Source organism: Bradyrhizobium dasycarpum, from assembly GCF_042019905.1.
Taxonomy (GTDB): domain Bacteria; phylum Pseudomonadota; class Alphaproteobacteria; order Rhizobiales; family Xanthobacteraceae; genus Bradyrhizobium; species Bradyrhizobium japonicum_B.
Genome location: NZ_CP169574.1, coordinates 6,702,131 through 6,724,599, shown reverse-complemented (window position 1 = coordinate 6,724,599; position 22,469 = coordinate 6,702,131). Strand labels below are relative to the sequence as shown.

The following is a 22,469-nucleotide window of genomic DNA, read 5'->3' as shown; positions in this document are numbered from 1 at the left end:
ATCAATTCACCTCGGCAAAGCCGAGCGATGACCTGACGCCCGGCGAGATCATCGAGGGATGCCAGGGCGGCTCGAACGTCATGGTGACGTCGACCGATTCGACGCCCGGAACCAGGCACGCGCTGCTCGCGACCCCTTCCCTGAGGAAGGACGCGGCGGGGCAACCGCGCGTGGTCGCCGTCATGGTGATGTGGGCGGCGCCGTCGTCGACCGACACGTCATAGATGAAGCCGAGGTCGACGATGTTGTGGCCGAGCTCCGGATCGATCACGACCTTCAGCGCCTGCCTGATCTGGTCCACGAGCTCATCATCGTTGATCGTCATGCGTGCACCCTCACCGTCAGTTCATAAGAATCGTTCTGCGGCGTGAAGGCGCCGCGCCATTGATGGCCGCGCTTGCTCAACTCCCGAAACAGGAAGACCGGTTCGCGGCTGAGCAAGGCGGACAGCGTCTGGCCCGGCGCGAGCCGCTCCAGGGCAGCCAGAATCCGAACCATCGGCTCAGGCGGATCGAGATCGCGATTGTCGAGATGAACCGCGGGCTCGGGCCAATCGCCCTCTTTCGAGGCAGCGAGGACCGGTTCAGCCGCTTCGACCGAGCCGTCGTCCGGCATGAAGCGGATCTCCCATTCGCCGCCTTCGAGCTCGGCTGCCCGATGAGCAAAGCCCCTGCTCGCCATGACGTCGAACAGAGGGACCGGCTTGAAGGGAGCATAGAGCCGCAGCCCCTCCCCGGGCTCGAGCCGCTCGAGCGCGGCCATGATGATCGAGAACGGCTCGCCGCCTGCACGCAGGATCGGCCGGACATCGACGTCGATGAATTCGGTCATTGCAGTCTCCTTTCAGTTTCTTGAGACCAACAGATGAGGCACGGCTGCTCCCGCCGGCAGGCGTAGCGGCGCCGCGACATCCACAAGCCGCCGGGCCCTGATCAACTCTTCACTCAGGCCGAGCGTCGCAACCGTCACGACCGCGACAGCGACGCGAAATCCGAGTTGCGCGTCGATCAGGAGCATCAATGTCGCCGTCCAGCTTCCGGCAAAGAACAGCACGAACCATTTCGACGCGCGGCGCTCGGCGACGAGATCCTGGACGCGGGGCGTCGGCACTCTGCCCATCACCGGACCATAGGTTTCGAGCCAGGTCAGGAACGGCACGATCTTGTAGAGATTGGCGAGCACGAGGCCGGTGAGCCAGCCGAACGCGAGGAGAAAGGCGAGCGCGCCGACATGGGACGAGAAGGTGCCGGTTGCGAGACAAGCGGCGCCAAGGATTGCGACCGCGACGAGGCTTCCCAGCGCGACGAGGCTCATGCGCGTATTGAGCTCGAGCGCGCGGCGTTTGCGGCTCCTGTACAGGACGAGCACGTCACGGCCGTAGGCGGCCACCGACAGCAGCGCCGCTGCTCCTGCCAGCAGAAATGCCAGGTTCAGCCCTGTCATGCGCCAGAGTGCGAGCACGCCGCCGACAAGCCCGACGGCCAGCGCGATGGCGCCGGCGAGCCAGGCGAGGCGGCCGAGCCGCACGTCGCCGTCGGGCGCGAGCATGAACATCGCAAGCAGGCGGTAGCTGACGCCCATGGCCGTGAAGGTCAGCCAACCGCCAAGGCCGGCGAGCGCGTGGATCGGCACGCCCGAGACCAACAGTTCCGGCCATTGCGCGCCGATGGCTGTTCCGGACAGCACCAGCGAGAACAGGCCACCGAATGCCGCCGTGACGCAGATGCAGGCAAGCCCGCCTGCGACGAACCGCGCCGGCCGCGGCAGCGGACGGGCCGACCACAGTGTCATGCCGAGATTGGCAACGACCAGGGCGAAGCCGGCGATCAGCAGGCCGGCCCCAATGGGAAGCAGCCAAGACGGCCCGTTGAAGCGCCCGCCCAGAGCCAGAAAGCCTGCGAGCAGGACCATCAGCCCCAGCGTCAGCAGCGCCAGAGCCGGCAGCGTCCAGCGTTCCGCATAGAGCGGCCTTGCGACCAGGACCGGCACGAACTGAAACAGCGCGCCGCACAGCACCGTGCTCAACCAGCCGATGCTGACCATGTGGACGATGACGAGCGTGTCCGGAGCGCCGATATCGTGGTTCGGAAAACCGAACCCGACGACCATCAGTGCTTCTGCGAACAGCAACCATACGATTGCGACCGCGAAGTAGCTGATGGCCCATCTACAGAGGCTGGTTCCGATCACGGCCTGCTTCCCATCGCCTGCACAAAAATTTCCATGTCAGCGCCGAAACGGTAAGCGGCTGCAGTCGCGACCACTTTGTCGAGGCGCAAACTCCGGCGGCATTCACGACAATGGGACCGGCTTCGACGCCAACGCCATGGAAGGATTGATGCAGCGCAAGAGCACGGCCCGCGGCGCTGATATTCAAGACATTCAAACGGCAAGGAATGGTCGGATGACGCTCAAGAATTGGTGTGTGGTGCTGATGGTCTCGGCGGGCGCGGTCACGTCCGCGATTGCGCAGTCCAGCTTCCCACCCTCCCCGAACGCAAAACAGGATGCGCCCCGCCTCGCCCAAGTCATGAGCACGGCGCAGCTTCAGCATCTCAAGCTCTGGTATGCGGGCAAGGCGAAAAACTGGGATCTCGCCGCGTACGAGTTGCGCCAGTTGACGAACAGCCTGGCCGAGGCGGCGATCTTCTACCCGGCAATTCCCGTCAGCAACGTGACCACGATGAGGGAGCCGCTGCTCTCGGTCGCCGATGCGATCGCGGCAGGAGACGATCGCAAGTTTGCCGGCTCCATGCGCGTGCTGACCGACGGCTGCAATGCCTGTCACAGCTCGATGGATCGCGGCTTCATCGCCATCGCCGTGCCGACCGGCGGACAACCGCCCGCCAATCAGGTATTTTCCCCGTCGGGAAACAGCCGGAAGAAATGATGCGGCCGGGGGCTCTTTGCTCCCGGTGCCCGCCTCCTGACGACGCCGTCCGAGACCGGATTGCGTTGCATCAATCCGGGAAACGAGCAGCCCCGTACCTTGGCCTCGCCTGGATATCAGCGACCGCCGAGCCCTTCCATGATCGAACAATCCAGCCCGGCCAAGGTTTTGGCCGAGGCGTTCTGGCAAATGCCAAAGGCCGAGCTTTACCGCGCGCTCGGCTCCGGCCCGGACGGCCTCTCCAAGGGCGAAGCCGCCCGACGGCTGGCGATCCACGGCGCGAACCGCGCCGACGCCTCGCCGAGCCGATCGGCCCTGCGCAAGCTCGGCCAACGTCTGTGGAACCCGCTGATCGCCATGCTGCTGGCGGCTGCGCTCCTCTCCGGGCTGAGCGGCGATATCGGCAGCTTTGCCATCATCGCCACCGTGCTTTCCCTCTCCATCACGCTTGATATCGTTCAGGAGCACCGTGCCGAGCTCACCGCCGAAAGATTGCGGGAATCGGTCGCCATTCAGGCTGACGTCATCAGGGACGGCAGGGATGCGACGATTTCGGTAACGGCACTGGTCCCGGGGGACGTCGTGAAGCTCCGTATCGGGGATTTGATACCGGCCGACGGTATCGTCCTCGATGCGCAGGATCTGCAGGTCAACGAGGCCCTGATGACGGGCGAGCCGTTTCCGGCCTTCAAGACCGACGCTGCCTGCTCCGCTGCATTGCCGGCGGATGCCACCAACGCCCTGTTCGCGGGAACCAGTACCGTCGGCGGCAGCGGCAGGATGTTGGTCGTGACGACTGGAGGCCGGACGCGCTTCGGCGCGATCGCCTCGGCAATGGCCGCCAACGCGCCGCCAACCGCGCTCGAGCAGGGCGTCCGCAGGCTCGGGCTCCTGATCCTTCGGCTGACGCTCTTCCTCACGCTCTTCGTGCTGATGGCTCATCTCGTCGCGCAACGCAACGCGATGGAGTCCTTCCTCTTCGCGATCGCGCTCGCCGTCGGCTTGACACCCGAGCTGCTGCCGATGGTGATGACGGTCACCCTCGCCCGCGGCGCCCTGCGCATGGCGAAGCGGAAAGTCATCGTCAAGCGGTTGTCCGCAATTCACGATCTGGGCGCGATGGACACGCTTTGCGTCGACAAGACCGGCACGCTCACGGAAGCCCGCATCACGCTGCAGGCGCATGTCGATCCCGAGGATCGGGCCAGCGATCGCGTCCTGAGCTTGGCGCGCCTCAACAGCATGTTCCAGGCCGGCATCAAAAGCCCTCTCGACGACGCGATCCTGTCGGCGAGCCGCGACGATCGCGACGGCTGGGTGCGGCTTTCGGAAGTCCCGTTCGACTTCGAACGGCGGTGCCTGTCCGTTCTGGTCGGACGCGACGGCGAACAGACCCTGATCGCCAAAGGGGCTCCGGAATCCATCCTATCTCGCTGCGTGGCCGTGGAGATCGATGGTCTGGCTCATCCGCTCGACGCCGTCTGGCAACGGAAGATGGCCGACATTCAGGCCCGTTATGCCCGCGACGGCTTCCGGCTGCTCGCCGTCGCCATCAGGTCCATACCGGCAGGACAGCAGACGATCGCCGTCGGCGACGAGACCAATCTGACCATGATCGGCTTTTGTGCCTTCGCCGACCCACCGAAGCAGGATGCGGCCGCGGCCATCAAGGCGCTCGGCTCGCTCGGCGTCACCATCAAGATCATTTCCGGCGACCATGGCGCCGTGGTCGCGCACGTGGCGCGATCGGTCGGCCTCAGCGCGGACCGGATCATGACCGGCGCCGAGATTTCCGAGCTGGCCGATGCCGCGCTCATCGCCCGGGTCGACCATATCGACCTGTTTGCCCGGATCGACCCCGACCAGAAGCGGCGGATCATTGCCGCGCTCAGGCATCGCAATCACGTCGTCGGCTTCATGGGAGACGGCGTCAATGACGCCCCCGCGCTTCACGCCGCACATGTCGGCATATCCGTCACCGGCGCGACCGAGGTCGCCCGCGCGGCCGCCGACTTGATCCTGCTGGCGCCGGACCTGTCCGTGCTTGCGGCCGGCGTGCGCGAAGGCCGCAGGACGTTTGCCAACATCCTGAAATATGTCCGGATGGGAACGAGCTCGAATTTCGGCAATATGCTTTCAATGGCCCTGGCCTCGATCGTTCTTCCATTCCTGCCGTTGCTGCCGCTGCAGATCCTGCTGAACAATCTGATCTACGATCTCTCCGAAATCGGCATCCCTTTCGATGACGTCGATCGCGAGGACATTGCGCGGCCCGAATCCTGGGACATGACAAGCATCCTTCGCTTCACCATCGTCATGGGAATGGTGTCGTCCCTGTTCGACGCGATCACCTTCGCCGTTCTTCTCAAGGTGTTCGATGCGGATGCGCCGATGTTTCAAACCGGCTGGTTCCTGGAATCGATAGCGACCCAGATCCTGGTGATCTTCGTGATCCGGTCTCGCAAGCTGCCGTGGCGCGCAAACCGCCCGCACGCCATCTTGATCGCCACGTCCTTGGGCGCCCTGCTTGCCGGCGTGGCGCTTGCACTCGGCCCATGGCGAGGCGCATTCGGCTTTACCGCGCTGCCTGCGGGACTGCTTGCGACGATCATCGCCATCGCCGCGGCCTATCTGATCTCGGCAAGCCTCGCGAAGCGGCTGGCGATCTCGGATCCATAGTGTCTCAAGACGAAGGCGGGGCTCGCCGAACCGCGTCCGGATAGATCTGCTCGCGGTGAACTTCGCGGCCGCTCTCATCAATGATGACGATCTCAAGCTCGGGATGACCGTTCGGCTTCTCCCGGCGTATCCGGTCGGCCAGGTCCTTACCGTGCGCGATGGCGGCACCGTCGCTGACAAGGTCCAGTCCGGCTCTATCGCGGACTGGCACGCCGTCCTTCCTGTCGAAATAATATGTAGGCATGAAATCTTTTCTCGCGTTCCACACGCGGCTCGGTTGACGTCATCGTCCCGGAAAAACGGGGGCTGCCGAGGCCCGGGGGCGGCCGCAGCGAGCTGGAAAGCCGCATCATAAAGGAGCCAGCAGATCAAATCTTGACCCGGATCAACCCGGGAAATCAGCCAGCTCCCAGAAGCGCCCCGCCTCGTCCGGGGGTATCATGACAGGGCGCTGCCAGCGCCGTCATGCGGCAACCGGCTCGCTTTCGCCGCTGCGTTTGCCGAGCAATGGCGCAAACTGCTCGGACGTCACCGTTTCGTTCGCGATCAACAGGTCAACGCCGGCATCGAGGTCTACCCGCCGGTGCTGGAGGATGTCGCGGGCACGGCGGTCGCCCTCCTCGATCAGGTTGCGGACGGCGAGATCGATCTCGCGCCCGGTCGCCTCGGCGGCGCCAACGATCTTGTCCTGGGCCGCGCCAAGAAAGGCCTGCGGCTTGGGTGCATAAGTGCGTTGCCCCACCGTTTCGTCCATGCCGTATTTGGTCACCATCTCGATCGCGACTTCGGTCGCACGCTGAAGATCGTCGGCGGCGCCGGTCGAGATCGCCCCGTCGAAGATCAGACGCTCCGATGCGCGGCCGCCCATCAGCACCGCGATGCGGTTCTTCAGCTCGTCGACCGTCAGCAGGAACCTGTCCTCGGTCGGTCGCTGGATGGTGTACCCCAGCGCACCGATTCCGCGCGGGATGATCGAGACCTTCTGCACGGGGTCGACGCCGGGCAGGCTGGCCGCGACGAGAGCATGACCCATCTCATGATAGGCAACCCTGCGCCGTTCGTCCTTGCTCAGCACCCTGCTCTTCTTCTCGATTCCGGCCACGATCCGCTCGATCGCCGTGACGAAATCGTCGAACGTGACCTCGTCTCCGCTCCGCCTGGTCGCCGCGATTGCGGCTTCGTTGATCAGGTTCGCAAGGTCTGCCCCGGTAAATCCGGTCGTGAGACCAGCTACCTTGTCGAGGTCGACGTCGCTGCTCATGCGGATCTTGTGGGCATGCACCTTCAGAATCGCAACGCGTCCGCCCTTGTCCGGCCGGTCGACCAGGACCTGCCGGTCGAACCGACCTGCACGCAGCAGCGCCGGGTCGAGGATCTCCGGGCGGTTGGTGGCCGCCAGCAGAATGACGCCGGCGCTCGGGTCGAAGCCGTCGAGCTCGGACAGCAGCTGGTTGAGGGTCTGCTCCTTCTCGTCGTAGCCGCCGAACGACAGCGGCCCGCGGCTGCGGCCCAGCGCGTCGAGCTCGTCGACGAAGATGATGCATGGTGCAGCCTTGCGGGCCTGCTCGAACAGATCCCGAACCCGCGCGGCACCGACGCCGACGAACATCTCCACGAATTCCGAGCCGGAGATCGAGAAGAACGGCACGCCGGCCTCTCCCGCCACCGCGCGGGCCAGCAGGGTCTTTCCCGTTCCCGGCGGTCCGACCAGCAGGATACCCTTGGGGACGTGCGCGCCCAAGCGACCATAGCTCTTGGGATCCCTGAGGAACGACACCACTTCCTGCAGCTCGAACTTCGCCTCGTCCACGCCGGCGACGTCCGCGAAGGTGACCTTGATGTCTTTCTCGACGTAGACCTTCGCGCGGGACTTGCCGATCGCCATCAGCCCGCCCAAGCCCTGGCCGCCGCCCATGGAGCGGCCGATCCAGAGCCAGATCACGAAGAAAGCGATGACCGGAAAAATCCAGGACAGCAAGGTCTGCAACGCGCCGCTGCCGGGGACGCCGGTCACGCTGGCGCCCTTTGCCGCGAGCTTCTCGGCAAGGGCCATATCGACCCGCGCGGTCACGAAGGCGGACTTTCCGCTCGGAAGCGGCTCTTTCAATTTGCCTTGAATTGTATCCGGGCCGACGGAGACTTCGGCGATCTTGTCCTGGGCGAGCAGCTGCTCGAATTGGCTGTAGGGAATGGTTTCGATCGTATTGTAGGTCGACAGGCCGAATTGCAGCATGGCGAGCAGCATGCCGCCCGCCAGGATGGCGGCCATTGCGATGCCCTGCTTCCGTGAAACTCGATCGGACTCCACCCTGCTTCTCCCATCGCCGTCGACTGCGGTGCGAACGGTAATGGAGAGCGGCGGCCACCGCTTGATTCAGCTCAACGTCGGGGGAAGTCCAGCCGCCAACCGCCGTCGTCCGATCGAGCGAGATCTGGGCTCTGCTTCCTAGGGCCGCAGATCCATGTCGATCCGCACGAAGTCGCCGCGATAGGTGACTTCGCCGAGATAGATCACGGTACGGTCCGCGGTCGTGAAGATGCGGCGGACTTCGGCCACCGGCGAATTCAGCGGCACGCGCAGCAGCCGCGCCGCCTCGATATCCGCAGTGCCGATCGTCAAGGTCTGGCGCGCGCTGGCGATGGCGGGATCCCTGAGATCGCTCAGGATCGGGATCACGGTCTCGTTACGAAAACGCTTCGGCGACCTGCGGAAGATCTTCTCGTCGAGATAGATGGAAATGACGCAATATGGCTGTTTCTCGCGCGAATGCAGCCGACGCATGAAGACGTATTTTTCCGCCGGCTTGCCGTCCCCGGGAAGCAGCGGTGCATCGCTGCGGCTTTCCGAGATGTTGATGATCTCGGGCGAGGTGTCGCGGTACATGTCGGCAAGATCCGAGAGCGTGGTCTCGACCTTGAGCCAGCGATCCTGCCGCACGGTCCCGGTAACGAAGGTGCCGCGGCCCTGCTGTGCCTCGATCACGCCGTCGCGTGCGAGCAACTCCACCGCCTGCCTGATCGTGACGCGCGACACACCGAACTCGGCGGCCAGCTCCTCGTTGGCCGGCAGCCGAAAACCCTGAGTCCAGACGCCGCGTGCGATCCGCTGCCGGAAGATGTCGGCGATCTGCGCGTATTTGGGGACGTGACTATCGGAACTCAATTCCATCTCGTCCTCCGAAATTCAGGCCCAGCGATCACGCCATGACCAGCGCGGCACCGCGTTCGCCGATCATCAGGCTGGTCGCATTCGTGTTGGCCGAGGTGATCTGCGGCATCACCGAGGCGTCGATCACGCGCAGCCGCTCGACACCGCGCACCCGTAGCTGCGGATCGAGCACGGCCTGCGCGTCCCGCCCCATGCGGCAGGTGCCGACACAGTGAAACACCGTGCCCCCCGTGTTGCGCGCAAAATCCCACAGCCCGGCGTCATCCCTTGCCGCTTCGCCCGGCACCATCTCGACATCCCAGAGCGGGCGAAAGGCCTTCTGCTGATAAATCTCGCGCAGAATCTTCAGACCCGCAACAATGGTCTTGCGATCGATCTCCTCGGCGAAATAATTCGGCACGATGCGCGGCTGCTCGAACGGGTCAATCGAGCTGATCGCAAGCTGGCCGCGCGACTTGCCATGGCACTGCCAGACCGAGGCGGTGAAGCCGGAATAGCTGTGCAGGGGCTCGCCAGGCTTGTCGACCGAGAGCGGCATCACGTTGAACTGCACGTCCGGCCTCCCGCCAACCGCGTATTCCGTGCAGGCTGCGCCGCCCACCTGCCCCGCGCCGACCGTCAACGGGCCGCTGCCTGCCAGCATCCATTGCAGCCCCATCCTCGCCAGCGCGACGGGATTGCGGACCTGATCGTTGAGCGAAATTCGTTCCTTCAGGCGGACGATCAGCCGGGCCTGGTAGTGGTCCTGGAGATTGGCACCGACCTCAGGAGAATCGGCAACCACGGCAATGCCGAGCTTGCGCAGCAGGTCGGCCGGACCGACGCCTGAAAGCTGGAGGATCTGCGGGGATTGCAGCGCGCCGCCGGACAGGATGATCTCACGATCAGCCATCGCACTGTGGACCTGCCCCTTGCTGATCCACTCGACACCGGTCGCGACGCGACCGTTGAAAACGACCCTGCTGACTTGCGCATGGGTGATGATGGTGAGATTGGGACGGCCGGCGATGGGGCGCAGAAACGCAGAGGCGGAGCTGGTCCGCCAGTGCCGGCCGATGCCGAGCTGGTAGGTGCCGACGCCCAGCGTGGTGGCGCCGTTGAAGTCGGGATTGCGCGGCAGGCCGAACTGCACACCCGCCTCGACCCAGGCCTTCGAGGCCGGATTGTCATTGCGAAGGTCGGAGACCTCGAACTCCCCGAGCCCGCCGTGAAACTGGCTCTCGCCGCCGCGATAGCGTTCGTAGCGCCGAAAATACGGCAGAAGCTCGCGATAGCTCCAGCCGTTGGCACCGAGGCGTTCCCAATCGTCAAAGTCCTCGTGCTGGCCGCGAATGAAGATCAGACCGTTGATCGACGAGGAGCCCCCGAGCACGCGGCCGCGCGGCCAGACAATGGCGCGGCCGCCGCTCCCTTCCGAGGGCTCGGTCCTGAACAGGCGCGAGAATCGCTCGTTGTAGATGGTCCGGTAGTAGCCGACCGGAAGTTTCAGCCAGAAATTCCGGTCCGGTCCGCCGGCCTCCAGCAACAGAACGCGGCAAGATGGATCGGCCGACAGCCGGTTCGCAACGACGCAGCCGGCCGAGCCCGCGCCGACGATGATGTAGTCGTAGCCGCGAGCTGGCATCAGATGGTCCGGTATTGCGCGATGGAAGCGAGATCGGGCGTGATGCCGAGACCCGCCTCGTCACCGAGCTCGATCATGCCGTCGCGGACATCGAGCACGGGACCACAAAAGCGGTCGCGCAACGGGTTCTCGTTGCAGTCGACTTCGAGCAGCCCGTCGCCGCCGACGCCGGCGAGGAGATGCGCGGATGCCAGAAGACCGATGCCGGCGCCAAGATAGTGCGGACAGAACATCTTTCCCGACGCCAGGATGTCGCGGGCAATGCTGGTGCAGGCCGACAGCCCGCCCCATTTGGCGATGTCGGGCTGGACGACGCGGAGAATCGGCTCACGCAGCACCTCGGCAAAGCCGGCGTGGCTCGCAATGTTCTCGCCGGCTGCGAGCGGAAAGCGAATGGCCTCGTACAGCTGTTGCCATTCTTGCCGGGGGCGATCAGCACGGATCGGCTCTTCGAGCCAGGCAAGACCGAAGCGCTCGAGCTGCGGTGCAAGCTCCAGTGCCTGCGCCATGGTCCAGCCCTGGTTCACGTCGGCAGCAAGCAGGCCTTCGCCCACAAGACGGCGCAGCGCGCCGAGATTGGCGCGGTCAGCTGCCGGATCGAAGCCGATCTTCAGCTTCAACGCACGGTATCCGCGGCCAAGGGCTGCTTCAGCCGTCCGTTCGGACCCGACCGGATTGATGCCACTGGCGTAGACCTTGATCTTGCGCGTCGCGCCGCCGAGCAGCGTCCACAACGCAACATTCCGGCGCCGCGCGTAGAGATCCCAGACCGCGAGATCGATGCCGGCGATCGATTGCGCAAACGGGCCGGCCTCTCCGGACTGCAGCGCCAGCACCGAGATTCCCTGTGTCAGGCGCTCGAACGCGGCAGACGGCTCGGGCGCATTGAATCCGATCAAAGCCGGCGCAAGCACCTCGTTGACGAGCCGGACACGATGCTCGGCACCGGGTGCCGGAAAATTGCACCACGCTTCGCCCCAGCCGATGTTTCCGTCGGTGTCTTCAACGCGGACGAAGACGGCAGGCCGATCCGCCATCCGCCCGAAGGACGTGATGACCGGCGTGGTCAGCGGGTAGCGATAGCCAAAGGCCTGGACGCTTCGGATGGTGAAAGGCGAGGAAGTCATGCGGGAAAGCCTGCGACGCCTCCGATCAAAGGCACCACTTGTATGGTCATCCTATTTATAATATGACTTCCGAAAACATCAATCGCAATCTGGGTGGACGCGTCGAATGAACGGAGCTGGCCTGAGACGTCTTGGTCTCGGATTGATACCGTGGATCGGCGCAATCCTGCTCTGGTACGCCGTGCGCTGGAGCGGCTTCGTCAACGTCTCGCTGATCCCCGCGCCGCACCAGGTCGCCGCAAAGTTCTTCGAGCTTCTCACCAGGGAAGGGCTGCTGATCGACATCTTCGCCTCGACGCGGCGCGTCTTTCTCGGCGTGGCGCTCGGCATACTCGTGGCCGTGCCGGTCGGGTTTCTGCTCGGGTGGTATCGCCCCGCCCGCACCTTTGCCGATCCCATGATCAACTTTTTTCGCGCGCTGCCGCCGATCGCTCTGATCCCGCTGGTGATCGTCTATTTCGGCGTCGACGAGCTCGCAAAGCTCGTCATCCTGTTCTACGCCTCCTTTTTTCTCCGGGGTGATCGTGATGTATGAGGGCGTGTCGCAGATCACGCCGCTCTACATCCGCGTGGCGCAGACGCTCGGAGCGAACCAGGCCGAGATCTTTCACAAGGTCATCATTCCCCTCACTGTCCCGCACATCCTCACGGCGTTGCGCGTGGCGTTGGGCGTGGCCTGGGCGACGCTGGTCGCATCCGAGCTGATCGCCGCACAGCGCGGGCTCGGCGCCATGATCCAGAATGCCTCGACCTACTTCCTGCTCGACGTCATCTATGTCGGCATCATCTGCATCGGCTTGATCGCGCTGATCATGGACTTGATCCTGCGCAAGATCACCGCGCGGCTGCTAGTCTGGCAGGATCGGGCCATCGCATGACCAAGCGCGCGCAGTTCGACAAGGTATCGCTGTCTTTCGAGACTGCGAAGGGCCGTCTCCAGGTGGTCGAGGACGTCAGCTACGACATCAACGACGGCGACTTCATTGCGGTGATCGGCCCATCCGGCTGCGGCAAAACCACGATGATGAGCATGCTCGCCGGTTTCCAGAAGCCGACGACCGGCAAGGTCCTGTTCGACGGACGTCCCGTCGCCGGCCCCGGCCCCGAGCGCGGCGTCATCTTCCAGGAATATGGCGTATTCCCGTGGTTGACGGTGAAGCAGAACATCGCCTTCGGCCTGACCCTCAACGCCAACCGCGTTGCGACCGCCGAGCGCGAGGCGATCTGCGATCACTATCTCGGCCTGATGGGCCTGTCCGACTTCGCCAATTCCTATCCGAAGCACCTGTCCGGCGGCATGCGGCAACGGCTCGCGATCGCGCGGGCTTATGCGGTGAAGCCGCAATTCCTGCTGATGGACGAGCCGTTCGGCGCGCTCGACGCCCAGACCCGATCCAACATGCAGAACCTGCTGCTCAAGGTGCTGGAAACCGAAGGCAAGACCGTCATGCTGATCACCCATTCCGTCGAGGAGGCGATCTACCTCGCCTCCCGCATCGTGGTGGTGACGGCGCGGCCGGCGCGGATCAAGCAAATCATCGACGTTCCCTTCGCCTATCCGCGCGACGAGTCGATCCAGGAGCGGCCGGAATTCGCCGAGCTGCGAAGCCATATCAGGCAGCTCGTGATGGACGAATATCGTGCCCAGCAGGCGCAGATGCGCCCGGTCTCATTCTCGGAATAACAAGCAGGACGGAGGACACATCATGGATCGGCGGCAATTTCTGAGCACGACGGCAGGCCTTGCACTCGGCACCTTCACGGCCGCAGCACCCGCGATCGCGCAGGCAAGAACGAAGGTTCGCGTCGGCTATCTCCACACCGTCGCCGTCGACGGTCAGATCTGGACCGGCATGGATCGCGGCTCCTTCGAGAAGCAGGGCCTCGATCTCGAGCTGCGGCAGTTCAACACCGGCCTGGAGATCTTTCAGGCCCTGATCGGCGGCAGCCTCGATGTGCTGTCGACCGGCGCCGTGCTTTCGAACTTTCCGGCCCGCGGCCAGGGCAAGGTCTTCCTGATCAACGACATCGAGGTCGCGACCGCTCAGCTCTGGGTGCGTGGCGACCAAGGCATCAAATCGTTCGAGGATCTGAAGGGCAAGCGCATCGCGACCGCGACCGGCACGACCGCGCACGTATTCTTGGATACCGCGCTCCGTGCCAACAAGGTCGATCCGAAGGAGGTCGAGCTCGTCAACCAGACCATGCCTGCCGCCGTGACCGCCTTCATTTCCGGCGCGGTGCCGGCCGTCGCGCTTTGGGTCCCCTTCAACGTCACGGTCCGCGACAAGGTGCCCGGCGCGGTCAAGCTCGCCGACGCCTCCGCCTATTACCCGAAAGCCGCGATCATCGGCGGTTGGGCGGCCGCCAACGACTATTACGAGCGCAACAAGGAGACGCTGGCGAAGCTGATCCTTGGCTGGGCGGATGCCAACGATTACATCGTTGCAAACAGCGTCGAGGCCATGGAGAAGCTGCAGAAGGGCCATTACAGCCAGACGCCGCTGGCCGATATCACCGAATCGTTCAAGGCCCAGAAGATGTTCACGTCCAAGGAATGGAAGCGCATGTACTCGGACGGGACCGTGACCAATTGGCTGCAGCAATCGACGGACTTCTTCATGGCCAATGCCGGCATCAAGGACTTCACGCCTGCCAGCAAGTATTTCGATCCGAGCATATATTTGAAAACGATTGCGTGAGCGATCTGCCGTCAGCGTGTCGGGGCAAGAACGTCGGCCGCGTAGAAACTATTGCATTGAATCGCAGTCAGCGATGCACAACTCGGTCTATCCGCGTTCCGCGGCAGCGTCCCGTTCTCTTGACGATCGCATGCGGCCCAGCACCCGGCCAACATGAGGATCCACATCGACTTCAGCCCTTCGATGGGAACGCGGCGCAGCTGCCCCAATTCGCTGCCGATGACATGAAAAGAAGAAGAAGATGCCGGCCATGTCAGGCGGCATCGAGGAGGCGGCGCAGTCGGACCGCCTTCCAGACCTTTGGCCTCCCGAGACGAGCAGCAATCCGCTAGCTGTAAAAAATACCTCCGTCCACATTGAGGGCCTGGCCGGTCACGAACGCGGAATCATCCGATGCAAAGAATGCCACGGGACCGACGACATCCTCCGGCTGTCCAAGCCGATGCAAGTCCGTGACCTTTTCGAAATACGCGACGCGCTCGGGATCACGAAGATTGTTCATCCCCATCTCGGTCACGATGATGCCCGGGCAAACGGCGTTGACCGTGATGCCGAAGCCGCCGAACTCCATGGACGAAACCCGCGTGAAGCCGACCACGGCCGACTTCGATGCAGCGTAGTGGGACTGTCCCGGGCCGCCCGTTCGCGCCGCAAGCGAGGCGATATTGACGATCCGCCCGTATTTACGCTCCTTCATGTGTGGCACCACGGCCTGAGTCATCTGGAACACGCCGCGCGTGTTCACGGCGAAGGTCTGGTCCCATGTCTCGGTCGTCAGCTCGTCGATCGTCGCCAGTCGGAGGATGCCGGCGTTGTTGACGAGGACGTCGATGTGTCCCAGCCCCTGCAGGGCTTCCGCCACGACCCGCCTGCAATCCCCGAGATCGCTGACGTCGCCAAGCACCGGGATACAACGACCACCGAGCGCGCCGATCTCGGCGACGGTCTCAAGCAGAACTTTCTCCTGAGGCGCGATGTCGGTCAGCGCGAGATCATAGCCGCGCCTGGCAAGACCCATGGCGATTGCTCGGCCAATACCGCGGCTTGCTCCCGTAACGATTGCATGTCGGGCCATGTTATTTTCCCCTATCGGTAGGATTGACGTCTTGATGATGTGATCGGCTCACGCCTGAGCGGGCTTGCGCACGGGAAGCGAGTTCATCGCCTTCACGGTCTCCTCGAATGACACGAGGTTGGCGCCGGAGCCGAGACCCGTCGCGACAATTGCGGATGTCGCCGTCGCAAGCCTGGCGCAGTCCAGCAAATCCCAGCCGCGCACGAGACCCGCGATGAAGCCGCCGGTGTAGGAATCGCCGCATCCCGACGTATCACGAACCTTCACCTCGAAGGCAGGTACGGTGAACTGACGTCCGTCGCGCGTCATCACGAACGAGCCGTCGGCGCCCATGGAGATGGCGCAGGCTCCGGCTCCCTTCTCGATGAAGAAACGCGCGCATGCGGCCGGATCCGCGGTTCCAACCATCGCATGGGTCTCGTCAATGCTTGGCATGAAGAAGTCGACATAAGGCATCAGAGGCTCGACCAGTGCCAACGTCTCACCGCGAGCCTGGATCAGGTCGAGCGTCGTCGTGCAGCCGGCCGCCTTCGCATCGCGCAGCAATGCGACGGACGGCGCGCCGTCCATCGCCAGCAGGGATCCTACCCCACCGAGATGCAGAATCTTGCTGCGGCAAGCGGCCTCTTGCACTTGTGGTGCGATACGCCAGCGGGCGGACGCGCCCCTTGCGTGCATGACCGGACGCGAGCCGTCGGGCCGGATCGGTAGGATCGTGGCCGAGGTCGGACTGCCGGCCATCCGCTCCATGAGAGAGATGTCGATCCCCTCACGCTGCAGCGCATTCAGCATCCAGTCGGCCTTCTCGTCGGAGCCGACCGCGCCGACCGCGAGCGCCTTGAGACCGAGACGCGCGCATGGAACGACCGTTCCGCCGGCAGTGCCCGCGACCGCGAGCCGAATTTCCTCGATCAGCAAGCGGCCGCCGCCGGGCGGAATCTCGGTCACCGGGACGCCAAGAATGTCCAGAATGTAAGTGCCGCAGACGCTGACGTCGTGAGAGTGAGCCATGATTTCTCGCAGGATGGTGGTTTGATCGTGAGCTAGCTCGGACGCTGGGGAAGCTTGGCCGTGCCCTCGCTGTCGCGCAGGCCGTACTGCCCCCATCGCTTCAGGATGCTGTCGATTTCCTCGTCCGGCAGCAGCGGAGGAGCGCCGAGCTGAAGACAGCCGTGATACTGCTTGGCGAGCACCTCGACCTCGACCGCGAGCCACAAGGCCTTGCGCAGATTGGGCCCGACGGCGATCAGCCCGTGATGCGCGAGCAGGCAGGCGCGGCGATAGCGGAGCGCGTTCAGCGCCGCCTGCGACAGCTCGGCCGTGCCGTATTGAGCATAGGGCGCGCAGGGAATGTCGTTCCCGCCGGCGGCGGCGATCATGTAGTGAATCGCGGGGATCGGGCGATTCATGATCGCGATGATGGTGCAGAAGACCGGATGGGCGTGAACCACGGCGCCGACCTCCGGCTTCGACTTCAGGATGTCGAGGTGAAAGCGCCATTCCGTCGACGGAACGTTGCCGGCCGGCGCGCTCCACGAGCCGTCCCACTTCATGGCCACGATGTCCTCGGGCCTCATGCGGTCGTAGGGAAGACCGGACGGCGTCAGCAGCATGCCGTCGTCGGTCCGGACGCTGATGTTTCCGGACGTTCCCTGGTTGATGCCTTGCGCCGCCATCTCGCGGCAGGCATCGATGATGGATTGACGAAGTTCGAGCTCTGCTTCACGGCCGGTCATACCCTGCTCCCACCCTCGTTCATGCGCTTGCTCCGAGCTGGACCTGACGGTCGACCAACAGCCAGGTGGCTCGTGCGGTCGCCAGCACCTCCTGCTCCGCGTCGAGCAAGGCGCTCTCGGCAAAGAGCTTGCGGCCTTCCCGCCCGGTCGGCCACGCCACCACCACACATCGATCTTCCGGGCGCGGCCGGCGCTTGATCCGTGCGGCCATGCGTCCGAGCAGGGCCGTCTCGTCACCGTTCAGTCCGAGGTAACGGGCGGCCACGCTGCAATAGCCGGTCGGGCAGTCGAGAGCGGCCCAGACGAACTCGGGCGCGACATAGCCGTCATCGCCGGACAGGCTGCCGTGAGGGACCCAGGAGGCCGCGAACACGACGGGCCTGCCCGGGACGGTGCCCGGCTGCAGCGGACCGGCGAAGATCCGCAGACCATCGCCATGGCCGCGTGCGGGGCCGCAGACGAAGCATCCCGGAAGGTTGTGGGTCTGCTCGTCATAGGGCGTTCTGGCGGCTGCCTCTTCAGCCGCCTCGTAGCTCACCCTGGGAATGTCCGACATGTCGACGCCTGCTGCACGCGCCGTCGCGAGCAGCTTGCCGTTGTCGCGCAACTCGATCCCGCCGTCGGTCCCTGTCAGCACCTCGAGCGGCCGCTCCAATGGCGGCGGGGCACGCAACGTCACTTCGGCGTCTCCGGCGACGTGCCTTGCGAGACATCCGCACACATAGCCGCCGTTGCCGGAATTGGGCGGGCCCCGGAAGCGCCTGTCGATGACCAGCGGTGCCATTGCAGTCCTCGTTCGCGGCTTCAGCGTCCCATCGCGAAGAACTCGTCGTTCGGACGCATGCTGGTGACGTTGGCGAGGCGGTTCGACATGCCGAAGAAGGCCGCGATGGCCGCAATGTCCCAGACGTCTTCCTCGGTGAATCCGTGTCCCTTGAGATCGACGATGTCGGAATCGTCCACCTCATAGGCGCGTGCCGAGACCTTCATCGCGAAATCGAGCATCGCCCTTTGCCGGGGAGTGATATCGGCCTTGCGGTAATTGACGGCGACCTGGTCCGCGATCAGCGGATTCTTCGCGCGCACGCGCAGGATGGCGCCGTGCGCGACGACGCAATACTGACATTGATTGGCGGCGCTGGTCGCGACCACGATCATCTCGCGTTCGGCCTTGGTGATCGGCCCGGGCTTGTCCATCAGAGCATCGTGATAGGCGAAGAACGCCCGGAACTCGTCAGGACGATGCGCCAGTGTCAGGAAGACGTTGGGGACGAAGCCGGATTTCTCCTGAACCGCCTCGATCCGCGAGCGGATATCCTGCGGCAGCGTTGCGATATCGGGGACGGGAAAGCGGCTGATGGCGGGCGCAGACATGTTGCAAGCTCCTGTTAGACTGCCGCGAGCGCGACGAGCGTTTCCTGATAGGCCTCGAACGCATCGCGCCGATCGGCGGCGTGCGGCTCGACTCGCACGAGGCAGGTATGGGCCGAGCAGCCCTGGCCGAATTGAGAGGTGCCGATATCGAGCGTGAGCACGTTCGGATTGCCGGCGACCTCGAGGCCGCTATTGCCTGCTGGCGTGAACCAGGCGCCGGTCGGAAGCACCAGCACGCCTCGACGGACCATGTCAGTGACCTCCGCCGTCGCAAGGCACTCCCCGCGGCCGTTCCAGATGCGGATCGTCCGGCCGTCTTCGATGCCGAGAGCAGCCGCGTCGTCAGGATGAAGCCGAGCCTGTTCACGGCCGTTGCGCTTCATCGCCCGGCTCGACGCGCCGGTTTCGAGCTGACTGTGAAGGCGACCGGCCGGCTGATGGGACACCAGGTGCATCTGGCCGGCGTCGGCGGCGTTGCCGAGCCATTCAGCCGGCTCGATCCACGCGGGATGCGGGCGGCAGTCGGCATAGTCCAGCCTGGCCAGAGTCTCGCTGCCGAGCACGATCTTTCCGCTCTCGGTCTTGAGCGCGTGCGCCTCCGGCTTGCTTCGAAAGTCGGCCAAGTACGTATGGTCTGACTCGACCGGGCAGCGGGCATAGCCGGCGTTCCAGAACGCGTCGAAATCCGGCATCTCGAAGTCGAAGCGCTGCGAGGCGTCGCTGCGGCAGGCTTCGTAGAGATGCCGGACCCAGCTCATTTCATCCCGGCCTTCGTTGAACCGATCGGCCACCCCGAGCTTGCCTGCGATCGCGTCGAAGATCGCGAAGTCGGAGCGGGATTCGCCCAGCGGCTCGATGGCCTGCTTCATTGCCAGGATGAAATCGGAGCGCCTGTTGCCGGCAAGATCGTTGCGCTCGATCGACGTGGTTGCCGGCAGCACGATGTCGGCCCGCTGGGCCGTCGCGGTGAACATCGGGTCCTGCACGATGATCGTTTCGGGCCTCGTCCAGGCTTCCGACAGCCGGTTGAGGTCCTGATGATGGTGATAGGGATTGCCGCCCGCCCAATAGACCAGCCGCGTATCCGGATAGGTGCGGATCTCGCCTTCATAGCTGAACGGCCTGCCGGGATTGAGCAGCATGTCGCTGATGCGTGCCACCGGAATGAAGCTGTCGATCGGCCTTGTCAGCTGCGAAATGGCCGGAGAGCGGCCCAGATTGAGCGGTGCCCCCACGCCCCCCAGCGAAGCGTAGCCGTAGCCGACGCCGCCGCCAGGCAACCCGATCTGGCCGACGACCGATGCAAGTCCGAGCGCCGCCCAGAACGGCTGTTCGCCGTGATGGGCGCGCTGCAGGCTCCAGCTCACGGTCAGCATGCTGCGCGTGTCGACCAGGCGGCTTGCCAGCCTCGCGATCCTGTCGGCATCGAGGCCGCAGATGCCGGCGGCCCACGCGGCCTCCTTGCGCACGCCATCCGTTTTACCTTCCAGATAGCGAAGCAGGCGATCCGCGCCGCTGGTGCAGCGCGCGAGGAAATCCCTGTCGTGCCGGCCCGCTTTCACGATCTCGCCGGCAAGCCCGAGCATCAGCGCCGTGTCCGTGTTCGGCCGGATCGGCCACCACTCGGCGTTGATCCAGTCGGGTAGATCATCCTTCAGCGGCGAGACGTGGATGATCTTGACGCCACGTTCGACGATCTGCCTGAGATAGGTTTCGAGCCGATGGCTGCCAATTCCTCCGGCCTCGTTTTGCGCGGTTCGCGGCGAGAGAGCACCGAATACCACGAGCGTCTCGGTGTGCTGCGCGATGGTGTCGAGCGTATTGGCGCGGCCGCCGCATGCGTCGTCGCTGCCCAGCGTGTGGCGCAGGATCACGGGGCCTGCCGCGATCGAATAGGTGTCGACGTGCCTGGTGAAGCCGCCCACCAGATTGAGCATGCGCTTCAGAAGCGAAGACGCATGATGCAGGCGGCCGGAATTGGTCCAGCCATAGGAGCCGGCGAAGATCGACGCGTTTCCGAACGTGCCGGCCACGCGGCGCACTTCGTCGGCGACCAGCGTCGTCGCCTCGTCCCAGCTCACCGGCACGAATTTCTCGCGGCCGCGGCCCCGCCGGTCGCTCTTTTCGCGCTTGTCGAGCCAGCCCGAGCGGACCATCGGCCGCAGCACGCGCCGCTCGGGGTTGGCCCATTCGGCAATGGAATGGATGATCGGGGAAGGCGCCGGATCGTGCTCGAACGGTTCGACACCGAGGATGCGGCCGTCCTCGACGAGGATCGTGTACGCACCCCAATGGCTGCAATGCGGAATCCGCTTGATCCCGCTCATGCGTCGACGCCTACGAGATCGCGCCGCATCTGCGCGGCGAATTCGGGATAGGTCTCGGCGAGTTCGTCGAACACGCGGCCGCGGAGCAACTCCAGCGTCGATCGGTCTGGCAGCGGGGTCTGCCGCGGCTCGGCGTCATGCGTAAACTGAAAGCCGGTCGCCTGCTTGATCTCGGCAAGATCGTGCCCGGGATGGACGCTTTCCAGGTCGAACCCGGGCCGTGTCTTGTCGAATCGAAAGAGGCCCTTGCCGGTCAGGAGAGCAACGGGGCCGCCGCTGCGAAACACTCCCTCGGGGCTGACCCCGGGGGCACTGATGAAGTCCACGTGCTCGACGAAGACGCGCGGCGTATGCTCTTCGCGGAACAGGATGACCCGCGGCACGACAAAGTAGAGATAGGCCGACCCGAACGAGCCGGGCCAGCGCACGCTGGAGCGCGGATAATCGCCGGTGCCGACGAGGTTCACGTTGCCGAGGCCGTCGATCTGGCCGCCACCGAGGAAGAACGCATCGATCCGGCCCTGACCTGCACAATCGAACAGCTCGGCCGAGCCGTTGGTGAAGAAATTATGCTCGACAGAGCCGAGGATGGAGATGCGTGGACCGACGGCGCCGCCCGCTTCCTTCAGGGCACGCAACAGCATCGCGCCGGCGGCAGGAATCGGAGAGGAGGCGCCTACGGCGACATGCCTGACCCCGTCGAGCAGCCGCGCGATCGTGCAAATCAGCACTTCGCGAGGGAGAATTTCGGCCATCACGCGGGCTCCATCTGCGCCTGCGCCATGTAGGCCGAGAACCCGTCCGCCGTCCGCGCGGCCTTCGCATAGCGCGCGATCTCCGCGCTGTCGGCCGGATACTCGCCCCACAGACCGTAGGGCCATGCGCCCTTCGGCGCGCACGCGACTGCGGTAACGTAGATTGCCGGCAGCACGCCGGCAGCGCTCATCTCATCGGCGAGCAGATTCTGCTCGACGATCTGCTCCACCGTGACGAGAACCGTCTGCGAAGCGTAAGCCATGGCGGCAAGCTCGCGTCGACGGCCGACCCAGATATTGCCGAAGCGATCGGCCATCGGCACGTGGAAGATCGTGACGTCCGGCGTGATGGCCGGGATCAGCACGATCGGATCGCCGCCGTCCGCCAGCGGATTGTCGATGACGCGCCAATCGTCGCGATGGCGGAGCAGATCCGTTCCGATCAGCCCCCGGAGCGGCATGAAGGGACTGCCCTTCTGCGCCGCCATCAGGCCGGCATGAATGGCAGGGCACGTCGCGTCCTTCAATCGAACGGCGCCCTCCTTGACCGCAGCGTTGAACCGGGGCGCTGTACCGGCTTCGCCCAGCGAGACGGCGCTGGTCTCCACGGTCCGGACCAGACCGGCGCCGACAAGCTGGTCGACCTGCAATCCGCCGGTTGGCACGCAAACGAGATCGAGATTGCCCGCGCCATGCTCGATGATGGGCCGCGTCATCGCCATGGAGACGCCGGCGTAGTCGACCGGGAGCGCTACGCGCATGCCCGGCTCGATGTGCTTCGCCATTGCGCGAGGTTCGCTCAACACCATCATCCTCCCGTCTTGTTCTATATTGTAGAACGCTATTCCACGTTTATGTTAGGCGGATCCGGACAACACTGTCAATCTGACTTGGTCGGCGAAGCCCTTATCTACAGGGGATCTCACCTCCTCACGGACCGCAGCGAGGCTGCCCTTGCCCCGCGAGCGGTCGGCCCGACTTGACAAGACGGCGCGCTGCGCCAACAATAAT

22 protein-coding genes are annotated in these 22,469 nt (G+C 64.6%); 6 read left to right on the top strand and 16 right to left on the bottom strand.

Annotation, left to right across the window (positions count from 1 at the left end; all coding sequences use genetic code 11):
• Position 1: 1 nt before the first annotated feature.
• Genes ACETMP_RS32050 through ACETMP_RS32040 form a run of 3 tightly spaced genes read right to left on the bottom strand, consistent with a single transcriptional unit; the run spans position 2 to position 2,190 of the window.
• Positions 2-325: a metal-sulfur cluster assembly factor gene (locus ACETMP_RS32050; RefSeq protein ID WP_375159264.1), complete on the bottom strand. Its 324-nt coding sequence runs from the start codon at positions 323-325 to the stop codon at positions 2-4.
• Positions 322-831 carry a DUF2249 domain-containing protein gene (locus ACETMP_RS32045; protein ID WP_375159263.1) on the bottom strand — a complete coding sequence of 170 codons (510 nt, stop codon included), beginning with the start codon at positions 829-831 and terminating at the stop codon, positions 322-324. Before ACETMP_RS32045 ends, ACETMP_RS32050 begins: the two co-directional genes overlap by 4 nt.
• A gap of 12 nt (positions 832-843) precedes the next feature.
• Positions 844-2,190: a hypothetical protein gene (locus tag ACETMP_RS32040; RefSeq protein ID WP_375159262.1), complete on the bottom strand. Its 1,347-nt coding sequence runs from the start codon at positions 2,188-2,190 to the stop codon at positions 844-846.
• Positions 2,191-2,338: 148 nt separating this feature from the next.
• Between ACETMP_RS32040 and ACETMP_RS32035 the strand changes: the two genes are divergently transcribed.
• Entirely contained in the window at positions 2,339-2,890 is a 552-nt protein-coding gene (locus ACETMP_RS32035) for a hypothetical protein (RefSeq protein WP_375159261.1), read from the top strand.
• A gap of 138 nt (positions 2,891-3,028) precedes the next feature.
• Positions 3,029-5,569, top strand: a complete 2,541-nt coding sequence (gene mgtA / locus ACETMP_RS32030; RefSeq protein ID WP_375159260.1) for a magnesium-translocating P-type ATPase — start codon at positions 3,029-3,031, stop codon at positions 5,567-5,569.
• A gap of 4 nt (positions 5,570-5,573) precedes the next feature.
• Here mgtA and ACETMP_RS32025 read toward each other — a convergent pair whose 3' ends face one another.
• From ACETMP_RS32025 to ACETMP_RS32005, 5 genes are all read right to left on the bottom strand, one after another.
• Positions 5,574-5,813 (bottom strand): hypothetical protein, encoded by a 240-nt coding sequence (locus ACETMP_RS32025; RefSeq protein WP_375159259.1) that lies wholly within the window; start codon positions 5,811-5,813, stop codon positions 5,574-5,576.
• Positions 5,814-6,032: 219 nt separating this feature from the next.
• Positions 6,033-7,877, bottom strand: coding sequence for an ATP-dependent zinc metalloprotease FtsH (ftsH, locus tag ACETMP_RS32020; protein ID WP_375159258.1), 1,845 nt, complete (start codon positions 7,875-7,877; stop codon positions 6,033-6,035).
• A 138-nt stretch (positions 7,878-8,015) separates the two neighbouring features.
• Entirely contained in the window at positions 8,016-8,738 is a 723-nt protein-coding gene (locus ACETMP_RS32015) for a GntR family transcriptional regulator (protein WP_375159257.1), read from the bottom strand.
• 28 nt (positions 8,739-8,766) lie between these two features.
• Positions 8,767-10,362: a GMC family oxidoreductase gene (locus tag ACETMP_RS32010; RefSeq protein ID WP_375159256.1), complete on the bottom strand. Its 1,596-nt coding sequence runs from the start codon at positions 10,360-10,362 to the stop codon at positions 8,767-8,769.
• Positions 10,362-11,489, bottom strand: a complete 1,128-nt coding sequence (locus ACETMP_RS32005) for a mandelate racemase/muconate lactonizing enzyme family protein (protein WP_375159255.1) — start codon at positions 11,487-11,489, stop codon at positions 10,362-10,364. The genes ACETMP_RS32010 and ACETMP_RS32005 overlap by 1 nt, the downstream gene beginning before the upstream one ends.
• A gap of 106 nt (positions 11,490-11,595) precedes the next feature.
• Between ACETMP_RS32005 and ACETMP_RS32000 the strand changes: the two genes are divergently transcribed.
• Genes ACETMP_RS32000 through ACETMP_RS31985 form a run of 4 tightly spaced genes read left to right on the top strand, consistent with a single transcriptional unit; the run spans position 11,596 to position 14,191 of the window.
• Entirely contained in the window at positions 11,596-12,024 is a 429-nt protein-coding gene (locus tag ACETMP_RS32000; RefSeq protein ID WP_375159254.1) for an ABC transporter permease, read from the top strand.
• The gene (locus tag ACETMP_RS31995) at positions 12,017-12,367 is read left to right on the top strand and encodes an ABC transporter permease (protein WP_375159253.1); all 351 of its coding nucleotides are present in this window, start codon (positions 12,017-12,019) and stop codon (positions 12,365-12,367) included. The genes ACETMP_RS32000 and ACETMP_RS31995 overlap by 8 nt, the downstream gene beginning before the upstream one ends.
• A complete protein-coding gene (locus tag ACETMP_RS31990) occupies positions 12,364-13,173 on the top strand; it encodes an ABC transporter ATP-binding protein (protein WP_375159252.1) in 810 nt (269 codons plus the stop codon). The genes ACETMP_RS31995 and ACETMP_RS31990 overlap by 4 nt, the downstream gene beginning before the upstream one ends.
• A 22-nt stretch (positions 13,174-13,195) precedes the next feature.
• Complete coding sequence (locus ACETMP_RS31985; RefSeq protein ID WP_375159251.1) at positions 13,196-14,191, top strand: ABC transporter substrate-binding protein; 996 nt, start codon at positions 13,196-13,198, stop codon at positions 14,189-14,191.
• A 328-nt stretch (positions 14,192-14,519) separates the two neighbouring features.
• On the opposite strand, the gene ACETMP_RS31980 is transcribed toward ACETMP_RS31985, so the two are convergent.
• The 8 genes from ACETMP_RS31980 to ACETMP_RS31945 are packed head-to-tail and all read right to left on the bottom strand — an operon-like array spanning position 14,520 to position 22,267.
• A complete protein-coding gene (locus ACETMP_RS31980) occupies positions 14,520-15,266 on the bottom strand; it encodes an SDR family NAD(P)-dependent oxidoreductase (protein ID WP_375159250.1) in 747 nt (248 codons plus the stop codon).
• A gap of 48 nt (positions 15,267-15,314) precedes the next feature.
• The gene (locus ACETMP_RS31975; RefSeq protein ID WP_375159249.1) at positions 15,315-16,277 is read right to left on the bottom strand and encodes a carbohydrate kinase family protein; all 963 of its coding nucleotides are present in this window, start codon (positions 16,275-16,277) and stop codon (positions 15,315-15,317) included.
• 32 nt (positions 16,278-16,309) lie between these two features.
• Entirely contained in the window at positions 16,310-17,002 is a 693-nt protein-coding gene (locus tag ACETMP_RS31970; RefSeq protein ID WP_375159248.1) for an L-fuculose-phosphate aldolase, read from the bottom strand.
• 19 nt (positions 17,003-17,021) lie between these two features.
• Positions 17,022-17,786 (bottom strand): PaaI family thioesterase, encoded by a 765-nt coding sequence (locus tag ACETMP_RS31965; protein ID WP_375159247.1) that lies wholly within the window; start codon positions 17,784-17,786, stop codon positions 17,022-17,024.
• 20 nt (positions 17,787-17,806) lie between these two features.
• Entirely contained in the window at positions 17,807-18,376 is a 570-nt protein-coding gene (locus ACETMP_RS31960) for a peroxidase-related enzyme (protein ID WP_375159246.1), read from the bottom strand.
• A 14-nt stretch (positions 18,377-18,390) separates the two neighbouring features.
• Complete coding sequence (locus ACETMP_RS31955) at positions 18,391-20,703, bottom strand: molybdopterin-dependent oxidoreductase (protein WP_375159245.1); 2,313 nt, start codon at positions 20,701-20,703, stop codon at positions 18,391-18,393.
• Entirely contained in the window at positions 20,700-21,458 is a 759-nt protein-coding gene (locus ACETMP_RS31950; protein WP_375159244.1) for a CoA-transferase, read from the bottom strand. Before ACETMP_RS31950 ends, ACETMP_RS31955 begins: the two co-directional genes overlap by 4 nt.
• Positions 21,458-22,267 carry a CoA transferase subunit A gene (locus ACETMP_RS31945; RefSeq protein WP_375162039.1) on the bottom strand — a complete coding sequence of 270 codons (810 nt, stop codon included), beginning with the start codon at positions 22,265-22,267 and terminating at the stop codon, positions 21,458-21,460. The genes ACETMP_RS31950 and ACETMP_RS31945 overlap by 1 nt, the downstream gene beginning before the upstream one ends.
• Positions 22,268-22,469 lie beyond the last annotated feature (202 nt).